14 protein-coding genes are annotated in these 19,272 nt (G+C 37.5%); 9 read left to right on the forward strand and 5 right to left on the reverse strand.

From position 1 onward, the window contains the following. The first annotated feature begins 531 nt into the window (after positions 1–531). From ACT5E3_RS02475 to ACT5E3_RS02495, 5 genes are all read left to right on the forward strand, one after another. On the forward strand, positions 532–1,500 hold the full coding sequence (locus ACT5E3_RS02475; protein WP_444996738.1) for an integron integrase: 969 nt from the start codon (positions 532–534) through the stop codon (positions 1,498–1,500). A 916-nt stretch (positions 1,501–2,416) separates the two neighbouring features. Continuing rightward, positions 2,417–2,782: a hypothetical protein gene (locus ACT5E3_RS02480; RefSeq protein ID WP_444995696.1), complete on the forward strand. Its 366-nt coding sequence runs from the start codon at positions 2,417–2,419 to the stop codon at positions 2,780–2,782. Then, entirely contained in the window at positions 2,782–3,114 is a 333-nt protein-coding gene (locus ACT5E3_RS02485; protein WP_444996739.1) for a hypothetical protein, read from the forward strand. Before ACT5E3_RS02480 ends, ACT5E3_RS02485 begins: the two co-directional genes overlap by 1 nt. Positions 3,115–3,919: 805 nt before the next feature. Beyond that, complete coding sequence (locus ACT5E3_RS02490; RefSeq protein WP_444996740.1) at positions 3,920–6,115, forward strand: M4 family metallopeptidase; 2,196 nt, start codon at positions 3,920–3,922, stop codon at positions 6,113–6,115. Positions 6,116–6,438: 323 nt separating this feature from the next. Beyond that, the gene (locus tag ACT5E3_RS02495; protein ID WP_444996741.1) at positions 6,439–8,622 is read left to right on the forward strand and encodes a M4 family metallopeptidase; all 2,184 of its coding nucleotides are present in this window, start codon (positions 6,439–6,441) and stop codon (positions 8,620–8,622) included. A gap of 207 nt (positions 8,623–8,829) precedes the next feature. On the opposite strand, the gene ACT5E3_RS02500 is transcribed toward ACT5E3_RS02495, so the two are convergent. Next, entirely contained in the window at positions 8,830–9,708 is an 879-nt protein-coding gene (locus tag ACT5E3_RS02500; RefSeq protein ID WP_444996742.1) for a radical SAM protein, read from the reverse strand. Positions 9,709–10,128: 420 nt separating this feature from the next. On the opposite strand from ACT5E3_RS02500, the gene ACT5E3_RS02505 reads away from it, so the two are divergent. Next, a complete protein-coding gene (locus tag ACT5E3_RS02505) occupies positions 10,129–10,452 on the forward strand; it encodes a DUF3718 domain-containing protein (RefSeq protein ID WP_444996743.1) in 324 nt (107 codons plus the stop codon). A 120-nt stretch (positions 10,453–10,572) separates the two neighbouring features. Here the strand turns inward: ACT5E3_RS02505 and yegD are convergent, their stop codons facing one another. The 3 genes from yegD to pomA all read right to left on the reverse strand — a co-directional run bounded on the left by yegD (position 10,573) and on the right by pomA (position 13,884). Next, complete coding sequence (gene yegD, locus ACT5E3_RS02510; RefSeq protein ID WP_444996744.1) at positions 10,573–11,934, reverse strand: molecular chaperone; 1,362 nt, start codon at positions 11,932–11,934, stop codon at positions 10,573–10,575. A 201-nt stretch (positions 11,935–12,135) separates the two neighbouring features. Then, complete coding sequence (locus tag ACT5E3_RS02515; protein ID WP_444996745.1) at positions 12,136–13,116, reverse strand: flagellar motor protein MotB; 981 nt, start codon at positions 13,114–13,116, stop codon at positions 12,136–12,138. Between the two features lie 9 nt (positions 13,117–13,125). After that, positions 13,126–13,884, reverse strand: coding sequence for a flagellar motor protein PomA (gene pomA, locus ACT5E3_RS02520; RefSeq protein ID WP_444996746.1), 759 nt, complete (start codon positions 13,882–13,884; stop codon positions 13,126–13,128). Positions 13,885–14,083: 199 nt separating this feature from the next. Here pomA and ACT5E3_RS02525 point away from each other — a divergent pair, with 199 nt between their 5' ends. From ACT5E3_RS02525 to dxs, 3 genes are all read left to right on the forward strand, one after another. Beyond that, on the forward strand, positions 14,084–14,305 hold the full coding sequence (locus ACT5E3_RS02525; protein ID WP_444996747.1) for an exodeoxyribonuclease VII small subunit: 222 nt from the start codon (positions 14,084–14,086) through the stop codon (positions 14,303–14,305). A gap of 5 nt (positions 14,306–14,310) precedes the next feature. Continuing rightward, positions 14,311–15,201, forward strand: coding sequence for a (2E,6E)-farnesyl diphosphate synthase (gene ispA / locus ACT5E3_RS02530; protein ID WP_444996748.1), 891 nt, complete (start codon positions 14,311–14,313; stop codon positions 15,199–15,201). 64 nt (positions 15,202–15,265) lie between these two features. Beyond that, positions 15,266–17,122 (forward strand): 1-deoxy-D-xylulose-5-phosphate synthase, encoded by a 1,857-nt coding sequence (gene dxs / locus ACT5E3_RS02535; protein ID WP_444998632.1) that lies wholly within the window; start codon positions 15,266–15,268, stop codon positions 17,120–17,122. Between the two features lie 123 nt (positions 17,123–17,245). Here dxs and ACT5E3_RS02540 read toward each other — a convergent pair whose 3' ends face one another. Then, on the reverse strand, positions 17,246–19,015 hold the full coding sequence (locus tag ACT5E3_RS02540; RefSeq protein ID WP_444996749.1) for an alpha/beta hydrolase: 1,770 nt from the start codon (positions 19,013–19,015) through the stop codon (positions 17,246–17,248). Positions 19,016–19,272 lie beyond the last annotated feature (257 nt).

Raw genomic sequence — 19,272 nt, forward strand, 5'->3', positions numbered from 1 at the left:
GCGAGAAAGAAAACAAAGAAAATACGGCGACGAGACAGGCTTCACTGTAAAAGCGATTTCGGATCAGTTTGGAAGCAAGCCGAGCTTCAACGTGTCCGCTCTCGCTTTTACAGTAACGCTGAAAATTTGGCACGTCAACTCCTTTATTTTTTTAGGGCGCAATCCCTACAAATTTCACTGCTTCTTGTTGCAGTGGCTCAATCCCATTTATGTATTTTATAAGCCATAAAATGGTTTCTGACTTGATGCCCAAGAACAGCTGATTGAATGCAGTAAATCTCATTAATATTCAAACGACCGTTTAACTGCATTTCGACTTTTTAATAATTATCAAATACTTACCTAACTTCATAGCTATGTCAAGCTCCGTATTTAATAAGATTAACTGCAATTAAATACAAGTGCACTTTTTATTCCTTTTCAAAATCAATGAGTTATAAATATTAAGCTTCTCAATAACAAAATTATTGACTGGAACTACTTGTTTGAGTAGTATGGTTTAACGTCATTATCAAGGAGGAGAATGAGAAAATGAAAAGAAACTCAAAGTTAATGTGGTTGGTTAGAGCCAAAATTAGAACCATGCAATATTCATATGCAACCGAAAAAACTTATGTTTATTGGATTAAATATTTCATTCATTTTCACAAGCTTCGCCATCCCAAAGACATGTCTTCTGAAGAAGTGAATCAGTTTTTAACTCATCTGGCTGTCACAAAAAATGTAGCCCCGGCCACTCAAAACCAAGCATTATGTGCATTGGTCTTTCTTTATAAACAGGTTCTTGAACAACCGCTAGGTGAAAACTCTATCAATGCTGTACGAGCCAGAACACATCGTAATTTACCTGTTGTATTATCCCTTACTGAAGTCAAACGACTACTTGGTGTTATGAATGGTTTACCTAAGTTAATAGCGCAAGTGGTATATGGAACAGGATTAAGAAAGAGTGAAGTGCATCGTTTGAGAGTAAAAGATATTGATTTTGATAGAAGCCAAATAACAGTGAAAAGAGGAAAAGGAAACAAAGACAGGCCACTACCATTGCCTGAAGCTTGCAGGGATGAATTGCAGAAACAATTAGAGTTTGTAAAACAATTACACTTAAAAGATCGAAGAGAAAATATCAATGGGGTTGAGTTACCTTATGCTTTGGAAAGAAAAGAACCTAATGCCGGAAAAACTTTTGCCTGGCAATGGGTATTTCCTAGTTTACGCATTAGTACCGATCCAAGAACTTTTATTATTCGCCGACATCACTGCCACCCAAGCGTTTTTGCTAAGCAGGTAAAGAAAGCGGTTTTAAAAGCGGGTATCAACAAAAAGGTGACGGCTCATGCTTTTAGACATTCTTTTGCCACTCATTTATTAGAGTCAGGGGCCGATATTAGAACAGTTCAAGAATTACTTGGGCATACCGATGTAAGAACCACACAAATTTATACGCATGTATTAAACCGAAATTCTTCTGGTACATTGAGTCCATTAGATAAGCTTTAATAATATTTTTGTTTTTATCAATCATAAAAAAACTGGATTGCAAAATTATCTTAAAATACACCAATTAATTTATCTATTTTTATTTTTTAATAAAGCTCAATTCTATCTACCTACTAACAGATCAAATTGCTTAAAAAGAGCATAAGAAATTGCACGTTAATATCCAAAATAAAAACGTTGTTTTTTCCTATTTTTTCTTAGGTTTTTACTGCTTTTTTATGATAGTATTTCTCCTGCAATCGACTGTTGTTTAGTCGGTCATTTTGCAAGAACTGAAATGTTTGAATGGCATTTTTTTCTGTTTGTAAAAACAGGTGATGAGAAAATAAAGTTTGAACGATTTGTCAGTTGCAAACTAAAACCATTAACTTAAAAGTTAGTTGGCCGTTAAGACGCCCCGGGCAGTAGTACCACCTACCACCCAGAGCTAGGCCACAGTCACTCCAGGAGAGTAACCATGACTTGTCTTTATTATAAAGGTTTGTCGCTAACAGCGCGAGCCCAGTTTTTCAAACACCTTAGGTGTGTTTTCATTATCACTAATCTCCATGCCTTGCATTTAACTTTTTGTTTCTTAAAGAAAAAAATCATTATTTAACCCCGTTTTAACCTGTTTCAGACAGATTGTTTGATATTTGAGATATTCAAATAAGGCTTACTTGTGCCCAAAAAACACAAAACAACCTTAAACAATCCGTCATAACCCAGTTTGAGAAGCTGGGTAAGTGCATGGTTAATGGGACCCAATGAATGATATCGAGTGCAAAAAAAAGCGTTTAGGCGTTTTTCTGGTCAGTTGAAAAGCTTGTTTTTGGAAATGGTTATTTTCATAAGCTAACTCATAAGCCGTATGACCAGTTTTTTAAAATCACAACTTAAAACTGTTAGCAAAAGAAACACAAAAGGAATTTAAAAGATGTTATTACCACCCAACAATCCATTGAATCAAAAACAAACCAAACAATTATTCAAAGAGACAAGAAACTTACTCGGACTTTCTGGTGAACTACTTGGTATTTATTTACCTCACTTTAAAAATACTCAACAACAGTACCAACTGTTTTCTTTATGTTGTAATTTTTTTCAAATGGAAAAACGTTTTAATTTACAACTCAATCAAATGGGAATTGATATTCTCAACTACCAATACAACACTGATATGTTGTTTAACACACCACTCATTCAATATGATTTTATCGATTATGTGAATCAGTTTTTAGAAGCGGTACAAAGTGGAAAGCAACCACTGATTATTCGCTCACCCAATCGAGGGCGTTACTAATGAAGAAACAACAGTCCAATAAAAAAATATTCTTCCAACAACAAGAAGTTGAAAGTACTTTATTATGTGCTAGAGAAGTGATGGATATGACCGCTCGTTTTTTATGTTCATTAGTTAAACATTCATCCAGCCACGACCATCAAAACATCATTTATTCACTCGCGCTCAGTTACGCACAAATGGAACAAATGATAAATGATCGTTTAAAAATAAATTTTGGCGTTAACTTAATTGAGCCAACGGAACAAACAATAAATTGCGAAATAGTTAAGGAATTAACAATTGCTTTCAATCAGTTTAAACAGATGATTGATGAGGCGAGTATTGAATGAATGTTATATTTTTAATATTTAGTTTGTAAACTATTTTTTACGTTAAAACTAAAGTTGTGATAGGTTATTTGAACGTTGCCATGCTTTTATCTGTCAGTTTAAAAAAGCGCTATTGACTAAGAAAACAACCAGGTTAAAACATGGCATTGATAATGGTATTTTTAAATTGAAATAATGACTGTCGATAGTGTTTTATCGTTTACCCAATTGTTTAGCCAAAATCGAATAATCAATATAAAAGATCGTTTGTGTTCTTTTTTTGAGCACAAAAAAGTGTGATTTTTCACAATAAATTAGTTATGTAAAATATTTATTATATGTTACCAGCAATGAGATGCTTCTTTGTTATTTGTGTTTTTTGATTATAAAATTAGCTAATATTAATAATTAAAAAGTGTGAAAATTAACACTGTTGAAATAATCTACAGTTATTAGATTGTTGTAATAAAAAATATAGTCCTTTATATAAAGCCTTTCCGTAGCGTTTGCTAAAGCAACTCGAAAAATAGATAAAAAAAAATCCTAAAAGTAGATAAATTCAAAAAATAAACTTTGTGAACCTGTTATCAGTTTTATTGCTACTGCTTAAATAAGATGATCCTGCTTCAACAGGTGGTCCTTGGATCCAAGAATGTTTCATTATAACTGCATAATTAAATAATATGTTGATGCCGCCTCTGGAATGAAGCTGAAATTCAGAGGTACTAATAAAAATTAGTTAATAAAAACGACAATAGGTTTAAGTGTTATTTAATATTTAGATCGTTGTTCATAAAACTATACACCAATACACAAGGAAAAAATTATGAAAAAAACTAAGTTTGCTCTTAGCGCCATTACTATCGGATTGCTAGGTTCGACGTTGGTACAAGCAGCAGAAAGACATTATCTTCAAGAGATGAGTTCTGAACTATCTGTTATGTCTTCAAATGTTTCATTAGCTAGCTCAAATGGCGCACATCAAATCTTAGGTTTAAGTGCTGACGAGTCACTGCAAGTTGTTAAAACCTATGCTGATGCTGATGGTGGAACAACTGTTCGTTATCAACAAATGTACAAAGGTCTACCTATTTTTGGTGATCACGCAATCATCTCTCGTTATGCTGATAACAGCTTCAAACTAGCACATGGTGCAGTATTTAATGGTATTGCTGCTGATATCGCTAGCGTTGATCCAAAAATCTCATTAGCTGCTGCTGTTAAAACAGCTAAAGCTGCAAGTCTTTCTGAAAATGGTTTAACTTCTCAGCAAGTAAGCTACGAAAATGAGCAAAGCGCATTAGGTATTAGAGTTCATGAAGGTAAAGCTCAACTTGTTTATCAAGTAAGTTATGTACAATATGCTGATGAGCCTTCACGTCCTACAATGATGATTGACGCTATGACTGGTGAAATCCTTTCTAGCTACAATAATCTTCAACATGCACAAGTTGGTACAGGCCCTGGCGGAAACCAAAAAACTGGTCGTTATGAGTATGGTACAGATTTTGACAAAATGGATGTGAACCAATCTGGTAACACTTGTACAATGCAAAATACGAATGTTAAAACTATTAACTTAAACCATGCTCAATCTGGTGGTTCTGTTCATAGCTTTACTTGCCCAGAAAATACAGTAAAACAAATTAATGGTGCTTACTCTCCACTAAATGATGCGCATTTCTTCGGTGGCGTTGTTTATAAAATGTTTAACGACTATGTCGGTGTGCCTCCGCTAACTTTTCAGTTGCAAATGAGAGTTCACTACGGTAACAGCTACGAGAATGCTTTCTGGAATGGTTCAGCAATGACTTTTGGTGATGGTCGTACGACTTTCTACCCACTAGTTAGCTTAGACGTTTCTGCTCATGAGGTAGCTCATGGTTTTACTGAGCAAAACTCTGGTCTTGTATATTCTGGTAAATCAGGTGGCTTAAATGAAGCTTACTCTGATATGTCTGGTGAAGCTGCTGAGTTCTTCAATAACGGAACTAACGATTGGTTAGTTGGTTCTCAAATCTTTAAAGGGACTGGTGCATTACGTTATATGAACAACCCAACTAAAGATGGACGTTCTATCGATAAGCAATCAGATTACACTTCTGGTATGGATGTACATCATAGTTCTGGTGTTTACAACAAAGCTTTCTACAACTTAGCGACAACGTCTGGTTGGGATACTAAAAAAGCTTTCCAGGTTTATTCAAAAGCGAATCAAAAGTTTTGGACTGCTAGCACTAACTGGGATCAAGCGGGTAACGGTGTATTAGATGCTGCTTGTGAACTTGGTTTTAATGTTGATCAAGTTAAAGCTTCATTAACGGCTGTTGGAATTAACTCTAACCCAAGTAATGACAACTGTGGTACAACTCCTCCTCCTCCTCCAGGTGGTGATGTATTAGAAAACGGTAAGCCTGTTACTGGTCTTTCTGCGGCTAAAGGTAAAGATGTGGTTTACACTATGGAAGTTCCTGCTGGCGCTTCTAATGTGAAATTCACTATTTCTGGCGGAACGGGTGATGCTGACTTATATGTTAAGTTTGGCTCAGCTCCAACTGATACAAGCTATGATTGCCGTCCATACAAAAATGGTAACTCTGAAACTTGTACTGGTAGTCAAACTGGTGGAACTTACTATGTACGTCTTAAAGGTTACACTGCTTTCTCTGGTGTGACTTTAACTGGTAGTTACAGCGATTCAACTGGTACTGATCCAATCGATAGAACAGAAACAATTAGCTCTCTTCCTCGTGGTCAGTGGGCTCGTTTCACTCAAGTATTACCTGCGGGTTACTCTAACTTGAATGTATCTATTTCTGGTGGAACAGGTGATGCTGACTTGTACGTGCGCAAAGGTGCAGAGTCAACAACTTCATCTTACGATTGTCGTCCATACAAAAATGGAAACTCTGAAAGCTGTAACTTTAATAATCCAGCAGCAGATACATGGCATATTGATGTTCGTGGATACAGTTCAGCGTCTAACGTTACTGTAAGTATCAAAGCAACACCTAGTAAATAATTTTTACTGATTGTTTGCTTTTGAAAAGAAGGGCTGTAAAGCCCTTCTTTTTTATTTATAGAGTGTGATTATTGGCTTTTTAGTCATCAGTACTTATCATTTCATTAATCATTATTTTGTTAGGTTTGTTCATGAGTAGTGAGCATTTGACCGTATGAGTTCGCCATTTACTCAACCTTTGTAGCTAGATATGGCGTGTTATTAAAGTGTGGCTGTAGTTCTTATCTGAGTTTTTTGGAAGCTATCAAAATCTAATCATAATCTCAATATTCAACAATAGTGATCGTTAATAAAATTTAAATATTAAGTATAAGGAAATTATTATGAATAAAATCAGTTTTACTCTTAGTGCTATTACAATCAGCTTATTTAGTTCGGCAATGCTTCAAGCAGCAGAAAGGCAATATCTATCAGAGTTGAATCAAAAGCTGACTACGGTTACGACTAATGTTGTAATGGATAGCAGTGATAATGTTCGACAAATGTTAGGTTTTTCTGCGGAAGATTCACTTCAAGTTTTTAAAACCTATGTTGAAGCTAATGGTGATACAACTGTGCGTTATCAGCAAATGTATAAAGGCTTACCTATTTTAAATGATCATATTATCCTTACTCGTGATGCGAGCAATCATTTTAAGCATGCTCACGGGGCGATGGTGAGTGGAATTGAAGCCGATCTGATATCTGTCTCGCCAAAAATATCTTTGAAAGATGCTATTAAAAAAGCAAAGGCTGTCGACTTTTCTGAAAACGAGCTAGTTTCTACTCAGTTAGTCCATTATGAAAATGAACAAAGTCAATTAGGTATTCGATATCATGAAGGAAAGGTCCAACTTGTTTATCAAGTGAGTTATGTTCAATTGGCGGATCAGCTTTCTCGTCCGATAACTATTATTGATGCAATAACTGGTGAAATTCTTGAACGCTATGATAATTTGCAAACGGTAAAAATTGGTACTGGCCCTGGAGGTAATACAATTACTGGTAAGTATTATTATGGTGTCGATTTCGATAAATTAGATGTTACTCAATCTGGCAATATGTGTTTGATGGAAAATAGCAATGTTAAAACCATCGATATGAATAACCAGACTTCGGGGGGATCCGTTTATCAATTTGTCTGTCCAGAGAGTAAAGGTAGAGAGGTCAATGGTGCTTTTTCACCGTTAAATGATGCGCATTTTTTTGGCGGAGTTATTTACGACATGTATAACGATTATGTTAATACAGCACCACTTAATTTTCAGCTAAAAATGAGAGTTCATTATGGCAACAACTATGCTAATGCTTTTTGGGATGGTCGACAAATGACATTTGGCGATGGTGGAATGCCGCTAACTATTTTAGATGTGTCTACACATGAAGTGAGCCATGGTTTTACCGAGCAGAACTCTGGGCTTGAATATAAAAATAAGTCGGGTGGCTTGAATGAAGCTTTTTCTGATATGGCTGGTGAAGCCGCTGAATTTTTTCTTAAAGGGACAAATGATTGGAAAGTTGGGGCTGATGCGATTCCTGGTGGCATGAGACATATGGATGATCCCACTAAAGACGGTAAGTCTATCGATAAACAATCGGACTACACCGATGGTATGGATGTTCATTATAGCTCGGGTGTTTTTAACAAAGCTTTTTACAACTTAGCAACTGCGCCAGGATGGGATACTAAAAAAGCTTTTCAGCTTTATGCGAAAGCCAATCAAAAATATTGGACCGCTAGCACTAACTGGGATCAAGCAGGCAACGGTATTTTGGATATAGCTTGTGAACTTGGTGTAGATGTTAATCAAGTTATGCTCTCGTTGGTATCTGTGGGAATCAATTCAAACCCTAGCGACGCTACTTGTAAAATAATACCAACGCCTGGAGGAAACAAGTTAGAAGATGAAGTGCCTGTAACTGGTCTTTCTGCCAATAAAGGAGAAGAGATTATTTACACGATGTTTGTTCCATACCATGGGAGTAATGTAAAAATTGAGACTTATGGTGGTACGGGAGATGCTGATTTGTACGTTAAGTTTGGTTCTATGCCAACAGACACTGATTATGATTGTCGACCATACCGAAATGGTAATGGTGAAGATTGCTATAGCAATCGCTATAATGGCACCTATTATATCCGCATAAAAGCATACGCCGATTTTAATGATGTGACATTAGTAGGTAGTTATGAGCATAGTAGTGATCCAAGTAATGAGCCTATTGACAGAACAGAAGCAATTGGTTCTCTTCCTCGTGGTCAGTGGGCGCGTTTTACTCAAGTATTACCTACGGGTTACTCAAACTTGAATGTATCTATTTCAGGTGGTAGTGGTGATGCAGACTTGTATGTGCGTAAAGGTGCAGAATCAACAACTTCATCTTACGATTGTCGTCCATACAAAAATGGAAATGCTGAAAGCTGTGATTTCACTAACCCAGCAGCAGATACTTGGTATATTGATGTTCGAGGATATAGTGCTGCGTCTAATGTTACGTTAAAAATTAAAGCAGTTCCGAGTGAATAGCTTTTACTGATTGTTTGCTTTTGAAAAGAAGGGCTGTAAAAGCTCTTCTTTTTATGGCTTGCTTTTGAGGTAGTGAGAGTGTTATTAGTGAAAGTTATTAGTAATAATATTGGTATTATTTTTTAATTGGACATAGAAGCCTCATTATTTTTTGTGAAATAACTAATGAGGCAATGTGAAATTAATCTAGTAAGACAAGTAATCATTTTATAGTCCCCTTTGCCATTCTTGACGGAGCACAATCGTTTGTGGCTTCGTCAATGCGGCTTCAACTTGTGATAGAAGCTTTTCTTTATCTTGACCTAAAATGCCTTTGAGTACCAAATAATTCGATGCATGATCACTTCGAAAAATCGTTTTTTCCAAATCCAATTCTTGTAAGAGCCATTGCATTTCCTGAAATAGTTGTTGCTGAGTTAACGGATTAAATTCTGGAAAGTGATTTCTAAATCTCTGCTCACTCTTTGGAAAAGTAACGACCAATGTAGAAAGATATTCTGGTTGAGCTGCGTTCATCAGTTTTGCTGAATTAATGGCATGTTGTTTCGATAGTGTTGTACCACCCAAACCATTTAAAATCATCACTGAAGATTTAATACCGGCTGCTTTTAATTTTTGTAAAGCCATGAGCGATGAATGAAAAGTTTCTCCTTTATTCACTTTATCCAATACTTCATTATCTCCCGACTCACAACCTACATAAACCATTTTTAAGCCAGATTTTTGAAGTGATATGAGCTCTTCGACAGATTTGTTTTTCAAATTTCTAGGTAGGCAGTAACTAGTCACTCGATTAACATTCGGTAAATATTGTTTGATATCTTGCAATGTTTCAATAAGGCGTCTGGTTGATAATGTTAATGCATCACCATCAGCTAAAAAAACGCGATTAGGAAAGTTTTGCTGTTGTGAAGCTAGGCTTAACTCAAGTTGAATTTGTTCTCGAGACTTAAAATTGAAAGACTTGCCGGGTGATGTATACATTTCGCAAAAGGTACATTGATTCCAAGAGCAACCATTGGTGATTTGTAAAATGTAAGATTTCCATTCACTAGGAGGACGAAAAACTGGCTCTGTATAGTACATAATGTATTAATAGGTTTTGGGTAAGTGGTATGTTCATATATAGCTCAATCACTATAAATTGTCACAATAAAAGCCGTTATTTTTGCCGCTCTTTTCGTTGCCTGACTTGTCCATAGAGCGGCTATGCACTGAGCCAGACGCCTTAATAGTGACAAAAATCCCTGACTTTTCTCTATGCCAATTGATAGTGATTTAGCTATATGACTTGAATTTAGTTTAGCAATAATCGTTATTGAAAAACAGCCTTCTTAATTTTCTATTAATCATTTAAGTTTTCTTCTCGGTTTAAAAATTTATTGATGACTTGTTAATAGAATGTAACATTGAGTCGTTTTGTAACATTTTTCTGTATTTAGGACAAAACTGGTTAATATCTGTTGGTTAGAATCGTTCTTCTGCAACAGGATGAGGAATACTGCAATGCGTATAAAACAACTTTTTCTTACTATAACGGCAAGTGTTATTGTGATTGGGTCTGCTAGTGCAACCGATAAGCAGTATAATGCTGTTGACGGTTCACTTTATACAAAAATATGCATGACAGCAGCTAATGGTAATAAGTTGCAGCTGATTAAAGTGATTGAAGATAGTGGGTTTAGTCATCATTATGTTGCTAATCAAGTGACGTGTAATGGAATGAATATTGGCCAGTTTGCTGCACAGGCTGGTAATCAAGCCGCACATAATTACTTAAATAAATTTTTGAAGAAAAGTTCTGAAGAAGCCCGCATTGCTAAGCAGTAGTCGTTAATTCGTACAAAGATAGATTAAAATTAAAAAGCCAGTAATTTGCTGGCTTTTTTGTTTGGTTTGCTTTACATATAAAATAAGTAGCTTAAATTATCGTTAGTTCTATAACAAAAATTATTGCCAAATTTTGTACGCCCATTTAGTTAGCCCACTAGCGACGCTACCATAATAGTCACCGTCAAGGATCTCTACATTGGGTATGATTTGTGTAATCGCTTTTCTAACCGAAGGTGATTTTGCACTACCACCAGTAATATAAACGGTGTCAGGTTTTGTAGCTGCCTGCACCAAGCATTCCTTAATAAGGTTTTGAATCAGCTTGAGAGGACGTTCAACCGATGACTCAAAGGTAGTCTGGTTGACTTCTTTGATTAGGTTAGCTTCTATATAATTGAGGTTGAGTTGTGTCAGTGGTGAGTCGCTCAGCGCTATTTTTGCTAACTCTGCGGTGTGGACTAAATGATGATTTTGCTTAGATGCTTGCAAACTAATCAATCGCTCTATTAGTTCAGGTGCTAATGCATCCATTTTGAGAGTCTTTAAATATCTAGTGAACGATTGACTATTAAATGTCGTTTGTTCTCCAACGTGATTAATTGATACTGTGCTCCAAAAAGGGGCGTTAGGCATTTTGAGCCCTTTTTTTTGTAAACCGCCTAAGCCAAAGAGAGGCATTAGAGCGTGGTAAGCTAGCTGAATATCCAAATCATTTCCGCCAATACGTTGACCCGTGTGAGCTAAAAAACTAGCTGTTCTATCTGTTTGGTTAATATAAGAAGGCCCCATTTTAACCATTGAGCAATCTGTTGTACCCCCACCTATATCAATCACTAACACGACTTTATCTTGAACCAAATGGGTTTCAAAATCGATACCTGCTGCTAACGGCTCAAAAAGAAATTCGATTGACTGGTATCCGCAGCGTTGAGCCGCTTTGGTCATAATCTCAATTGCTTGGTGATTACTTTTTTCGCTATTGACGCCTTGGAAATTAATTGGTCGACCAATGACTACCTGAGTAATCGTTTTTTGAGTTTGGCTCTCAGCGTTTTGTTTAATATTAAGCATCATCGCTGACACTAAGTCTTCAAAAAATCGAATTTGAATATTTGATAGACCTGTTGAACCTAAAAATGACTTTGGGGATTTTATGAATATTCCTTCTTCTGGTAATTCAATATAGTGTTTGATCGCTTCTTTACCAAAAAAGTGAAATACATCATCACTTTCAATACCGAGTGTTCTTCTGCTAGCGGCTGATTTTTGTAGTTCGAGTAAACGTTCTTGTTTATAATTTTCTTTAAACTGCCCCGTTAAATTTTGAAATAAAAACTCACAAATAGCATTTCTGTCTAAGGTATACAAAGTAGATGGTAGAAACTTTTCGTCTTTATAAAGGGAAAGTAACTCGACCTGGGTATTTGAAATAATCCCAATTGCAGAATTGGAAGTACCAAAATCTAATCCGGCAAACATAAATACACCTGTTTATTAAATCTCGAAGAAGGCTCTATATAAAAGGGGGAGGCGAGTTTATAGAAAAACTTAACCTATTGCTAGAAAAACAACGGGTTAAGTCCATTTAACCAGATGAGCTTTGAACAAACAAATCATCCGTTTCCTTATCTAAAACTTTGGTTTATTTAAATCCATAGCGAGGGTTGTTTGTTGTTTAGATTACTCTTGAGGTGTATCTAAACCCACACCAACAATTTCTCCAGTAGGCTGCTCTCCTTGAACAATAATAATTTCAACACGCCTATTCGTTGCTCTTCCTTCGGCGGTGTTGTTGTCTGCAATGGGTTTTGTATCAGCGTAGCCTGTGATGACAAAGCGTCCTTTATCTAACAAACCGCTACGCAATAATTCGCGTGTTACTGAGCCAGCACGGCCTCCTGAAAGCTCCCAGTTTGAACGAAAGTATTCGTTATCTATCGGTAAATTGTCAGTGTGACCTGCAACGCGAATTTCTCCTTTGGTGTCACTTAATATGGTTTCAATTTTTCTGATAACAGGAATGAATTCAGATTCTATGGTATCTGAAGCTGAGGCAAATGAGCCTTTTTCTCTAATTCTGATAACAACATAAGCGCCTTTAGCTAATAACTCGACTTGTCCGTCAATAATTTCTTGCTGTAAATCATTGGCTATCGATTTGGCGAGAGCTTCGGCTTCGGCTTGGGCTTTAGCAAGGCGAGCGGCTCTTTCTTCACTAGTTTCGTTAGTGCTATCACTTTGTGTTTGGCTTTCATTGTTAGTAGCGTCTTGGGTCTGAGTGCCTTTTCCTTTGTTAGATTTTTCTCCAGCGCCTTCGTTGGAGTCTTCGTCACTTGGTTCATCGAACTCTAAAGTCTCTTTAGTAATATCAATAGTTTGCTGCATGATAGCTTCTATTACCGTAGGCTTGGGCTTACCAGGAGAGAATTCGCGTGCAATGATACTTGTGCCTTTGGGAATATCTTTTACATCAACTTTATTTTGTACTCCGAAAGCAAATTTCATTGAACCCGCAATTTGTTTGAATTTTAAAACATCCATTTCAGAAAAAGATAGTAGTAGCACAAAGAAGCACATTAAAAGAGCCATTAAATCTGCAAAAGTCCCCATGTAGGCGGGGAGTCCTTCGGGAGGGCAGTCACATTCTTCTTCATTACTCATGACTTTATCCTAGTCTTCAGCAGCTGGACGTTTGCTTTCTGCCAGATAGCCATGTAAAACCTGCTCAATCACTCGCGGATTTTGTCCTGCTTGAATGCCAAGTAAACCATCGATAATTAGCTTTTTAGAGACTTTTTCTTCTGAGTCACGTAGCTTGAGTTTTTCGGCTATGGGAATTCCAACCATGTTGGCCATTATAGCGCCGTATAGTGTTGTTAATAGGGCAACAGCCATTGCTGGTCCGATTGATTTAGGATCATCCATATTTGATAACATAGCAACCAAACCGACTAAAGTTCCTATCATTCCCATTGCTGGTGCAACATCAGCCATGGACTTAAAGACGCCAGCACCACTGGCGTGGCGTGCAGATGCCATTTGAACATCTTTTTCTAAAATTGATCGAACCACATCACCATCATGCCCATCAACTAATAGGCCGATTCCTTTTTGCATAAAAGGATCACTAATTTCTGCCCCTTCAAGTGCGAGCAAACCGCTTTTTCTGGCCATGTCTGCAAGTTCTACAATGCTTTCTATCAGCTCATCACAGTTTGGGGACTTAAATGTCAGTGCTTTCATCCCCGAACTGGCTGCACTGATGAAATCTTTTATAGAATAGGTCATTAAAACAACAAAGTGAGTACCTACTACGACAATAAGTATTGATGGCACGTCTATAAATGTAAGAATGCTGCCACCTAGCACCATAGCCATTACAACCATGGCAATTGCGCCGAGCAATCCGACAATTGTTGCTATATCCAAATTTAAAAGCTCCTTTGCTTTCAATTGGTTGCAGCTACTATTGGCTACAACTCATTTTTTTAAGTGACTATTCAAAGGTTAGCTAAGATTCGTCACAATTCCAGTATCTAACTTAAATTCTGCTTTTAAATGGCTAATTATTTCTTTCATACAAAAAATGCGAGACAATAGCGCCCTATTTATCCGTCGAGATACTTTTATGGGTTCGAAAAAATTATCTTTTGAAGAGCAACTGAAATCATTGGAAGACATTGTTTCTAAGTTAGAGAAAGGCGATTTGCCGCTTGAAGATTCCTTAGCTCAGTTTGAAAAAGGCGTGAAGTTGACTCGTGAGTGTCAGCTATTGCTTGATCAAGCGCAGCAAAAAGTCACTATTCTGACACAGGATGGTGAAGAACCTGAAGTTTATACAAAAGACTAGTTTATATGCCACATCAGTACTTTTTAAAACAAGTTCAGTCTCGTGTTGCCACTTTACTAGAGGCTCATTTGCCTTCAGGTAATCTTGAGCCTAAACGTTTACATCAAGCGATGCGACATTCGGCTTTAAATCCTGGAAAGCGTCTGCGTCCAGCATTGGTTTTTGCAACCGGGGAAATGTTAGGCGCTGCTCCTTCTAAATTAGATATTCCTGCATTAGTGGTTGAGCTGATTCATGCTTATTCTTTGATTCATGACGATCTCCCTTGCATGGATGATGACGATCTTAGACGTGGTCTTCCAACTTGCCATATCGCTTTCGATGAGGCGACTGCTGTGTTGGCTGGAGATGCACTTCAAACACTCGCTTTTGAGCTATTAGCTGGCTCGAAGGTATTAAATATAGCAGCAGATATTCGCCTGCAAATGCTTGCGGAACTGAGTCAAGCTAGTGGCTCTTTAGGAATGGGGGGCGGCCAGGCGATTGATTTGGAAATGACCGATAGGGCGACAGATTTGACAACATTAGAGTCAATGCACCGCATGAAAACTGGAGCGCTTATTAATGTGTCTGTTAAGTTAGGCTATTTAGCTAGCGACGTGAGAGACGAAAGCGTTTTGCAAAATTTACAGACTTATAGCGAATCTTTAGGGTTGGCGTTTCAGATTTGGGATGACGTGTTAGATATTGAAGCCGATACTGAAACACTTGGTAAACCTCAAGGATCAGATCAAGCAAAAAATAAATCAACGTTTCCCGCTTTGTTGGGATTAGATGGTGCAAAACAGCGTGCAAAAGCGCTTGTAGAAACAGCTTTAGCTGCTTTACATGAACTGCCATATAATAGTGATAATTTAGCCGCATTTGCTAACTATATTATTCAAAGACGTTATTAATAGAAATTAACATCATGAGTCAATAATGGAACTCGTTGTTCCTGAGAGAAAAGAAATATTAGATATGTTATGTAATCCAGAAAAATATCCGTTTCTAGCTAATATCCAGTCGCCTGAAGATTTACGTGCGCTTCCTCAGTCCTCTTTAGAAGATGTTGTTTCTGAGTTGCGTGAGTTTTTGATTGATTCGACTAGTCAATGTGGTGGACATTTTGCAGCAGGGTTGGGAACGGTTGAGTTAACAGTTGCTTTGCATTATTTGTTTAATACTCCGGAAGATAAAATTGTTTGGGATGTTGGTCATCAAGCCTATCCGCATAAGGTATTAACGGGTCGTAAGGAAGCTTTGATTTCAATTCGCCAAACAGATGGATTGCATCCATTTCCTAGCCGTTATGAAAGTGAGTTTGATGCTTTTGGGGTTGGTCACTCAAGCACATCGATTAGCGCTGCTTTAGGTATGGCTATTGTTGCCAAAGCGAAAGGTGATGAGCGTCGTTTTGCTGCGGTAATCGGCGATGGTGCAATGACAGCAGGTATGGCTTTTGAAGCGTTAAATCATGCGGCAGATTTAGATGCTAATCTAACGGTTATACTCAATGATAATGATATGTCTATTTCTGAAAATGTTGGTGGTTTAAATAATTATCTTGCTAAAGTTTTATCTGGAAAATTTTATAGCAGTATTAAAGAAGGTGGCAAAAAAGTGTTGCAAAATATGCCAACGATTTCTGAGTGGGCTCATCGAGTCGAAGAGCATATGAAAGGAATGGTATTGCCTGGTACATTATTTGAAGAGCTTGGTTTTAATTATATTGGACCAATCGACGGCCATAACTTACCCACTTTATTGACAACTATTGCAAATATTAAAGCTTTAAAGGGACCACAGTTATTACATGTGGTGACTCGCAAAGGTAAAGGGTTTGAGCCAGCAGAAAAAGATCCGATTGCCTACCATGCTGTACCTGTATTCAATCCTAGAGATACACAACTACCTAAATCAAAAAAGAAGCTGACTTACTCTAATATTTTTGGTCAGTGGTTATGTGATATGGCTAAGTCTGATGAGCGTTTGATGGGGATTACTCCTGCGATGCGTGAAGGTTCAGATTTAGTGGCATTTTCAAGAGCGTTTCCCGAACGTTACTTTGATGTTGGTATTGCCGAACAGCATGCTGTTACGCTTTCAGCGGGTATGGCTTGTGAAGGAGCTAAGCCTGTTTGTGCAATTTATGGGACATTTTTACAGCGTGGTTATGACCAGCTAGTACATGATGTGGCTTTACAAAATTTAGATGTATTATTTGCTATTGATCGTGGTGGTTTGGTTGGTGGCGATGGGGCGACTCATCATGGTGCGTTCGATCTGAGTTATTTAAGGTGCATACCTAACATGGTTATTATGACGCCGAGTGATGAGAGTGAGTGCCGCTTAATGTTATCGACAGGTTTTTATCATGATGGACCAGCAGCGGTTAGATACCCAAGAGGAACGGGGGTTGGCGCAGAAGTTGGTCACTCTTTAGATACTTTAGCGATTGGAAAAGCTAAACTTCGAAGAGAAGGGAAAAAAACGGCTTTATTGGTTTTTGGTAGTTTGTTGAATACTGCTGCAGCGGTGGCAGAGGAAATTGATGCTACTCTTGTTGATATGCGTTTTGTTAAGCCGCTTGATGTAGAAATGATTATAACTTTGGCTAAATCGCATCAGCAGTTTGTGACGATTGAAGAAAATGCGATTGCTGGTGGTGCTGGTAGCGCTGTGAATGAGCTTCTTTGTCAGCAGAACCTTTTGGTGAATACGATTAATTTAGGACTTCCTGATCGATTTATTGAGCATGGGGAACCTTCAGATTTATTGAGCCGTTGCGGGTTGGATAAAAAAGGTATATTACAAGCAATAAAAGTGTTTAGTTAAGTCATTTGCTCAAAAGAGTTCCACAAAATATATCGTTTGTGAAACTCTTTTAAAGGCAAAACCTGCGCATAAATCGCTATAAAGTTCAAACGCCCTAAAAGCATAAGAAGACTTGTTTATGTTTTATCTGATAGGTGCTTGAGTTAATTGGCGTAATAAGATTTTACGTTTTTCTTCTGCACTCTTTTCTCCCTTTGCCGGGCTTAGTGATGATTGAACATTGGTTGTTTCAAAGGGAACACTATTAGGCTGGCAAATTGTATTTTTAGCTTCTGGTAGTTCTCCGGTAAGTAAGTAATTGGAAACAATACTGTCAGCACAAGCAGATAGAAAAGGTGTTGTGTGGCCCCAAGCTTCAACTGTTAATAAGCGAGAGTTCGGCATTAACTCTGCTGAAATTTCGGCACCATGATATGGGGTTGCGGGATCGAAGCGGGTGCTGGCCACGAGTATAGGGTGGTTTGTTTGGTGATCAAAAGGGCCTGTAAATCGGTTTTTTGCCGGGCTTTTCCAAAACTTACAAGGACTGGATGCCCATGTCCAATACGCCCCAAAATATCCATTTTTATCATTTGAAATTTGAGCGGCTAGAGGCCAAAAAAAGTAGTCGCGGGGGTTTTCTGAGTCACTACATAGAACGCTGGTAAAACCCTCGCTGGATTGTGGAAGCTTTTCAGTAAAGCGAAGTTCTTTGGTAAAGTTTAAGCTATCATATAAATTGGCTAAGTCGGAGGCGATTTTTTGTGGGGTTTGTGCCAGTTCAATATTGAGTAAAAATTGAGCCAGGTTTGACCATGATGCCGAGTTATACATTGAGCTTGCCGTTATATTTAATAATACATCACTTGTTAATAGGAAAGTTTGGTTCTCATCTATTGGTATTTCTAATGGCTCGATTTTTAAATGTTGGTAAATAGCATCATATCTTTGTGAGGCATTACCCGCAAAAGTACAAGTGTCTGACTGGCTGTCACATAATCGAAAAAATTCATTGAGAGTATCCATGGTTCCAATATCACTTTTTAAGCGGGTTGTGATTGGTGTGTAGAAACTTTCATAGTTTCGACCTGTAGACCAAGCGATAGGGTCGAGTACGCCATCGATGATTAGAGAACGAATATTGTTTGGAAACATATTGGCATAAGTCATGCCTAAATATGAACCATAGGAGTAGCCGACAAAATTAATTTTATCGTCACCAACCGCTTGTCGAAGTAAATCGAGATCTCTTGCCACATCGGCAGTAGACATATTATTTAGTATTTGGCCGCCATTTTTTTTACAGGTTTTTGCGTAGAATTTATCGGCTTTTTTTCTGGCGATAATGTCTCTAAATGCTGTCGGGTTATCTGGGCCGCCTAATGCTTTTTGTTGCTCATCTGTCGTTTGAAAACAAGTTAATGGGCTACTGGCCGCAATACCGCGTGGGTCGAAACCTATCAAATCAAAATGAGCTCGTGTTTCCTGATCAAATAAATAAGGGCCTGCATTTAAAATAAGGTCAACACCTGATCCGCCTGGTCCTCCGGGATTTAAAAAGATGGAACCTATTTTATTATCAGGATCGGATGCAGGGTAGCGTGCTAGTGCCAAGGTTGTTGTTGTCAATTTTTCTGGGGAAGGGAGTGAGGCTAATTGACTGTAGTCTAAGGGAACTTCAATTGTTGCACATTCAAAAGGAGCAGGAATACCTTCGCAGGTTTGCCATTGTATTTTTGGAACAGAATATGAATTGAGTCTATTTAGCTGTTCTGGTATTACATTTGCAAAGGCAGTTGTGTGAGCGATGCTTAAAGAGGCTATGGTGAATATTGAAGATCGCTTTATTACTGATAGCGCTTTTTTGATTTTTTTGTATTGCATTATCATTTGAGTATGTTCATCTTTTTTCATTTTGTTATCTCATAATTAGTTAAAAATAAATAAGTTTTACGTTAGACAAAAATATTGAGAAGATAAATACGCCTTAGTAAATCGTTCAATATGTAGATGTCCGGAAACTAGACAAAATTTCTAAAAAATTTGAGTTTTTATTGAGTTGGGCTTAATCAACCTGAGGAGCAGGTCGCACTTTTATAAAGAAAATATTGGCTGATGTGATGACCTTTGTGCGAAATAATAGTGAAAGCTGAAATCAAAATTTATGTTTA

The sequence above is a fragment of the Aliikangiella litoralis genome, from assembly GCF_052495765.1.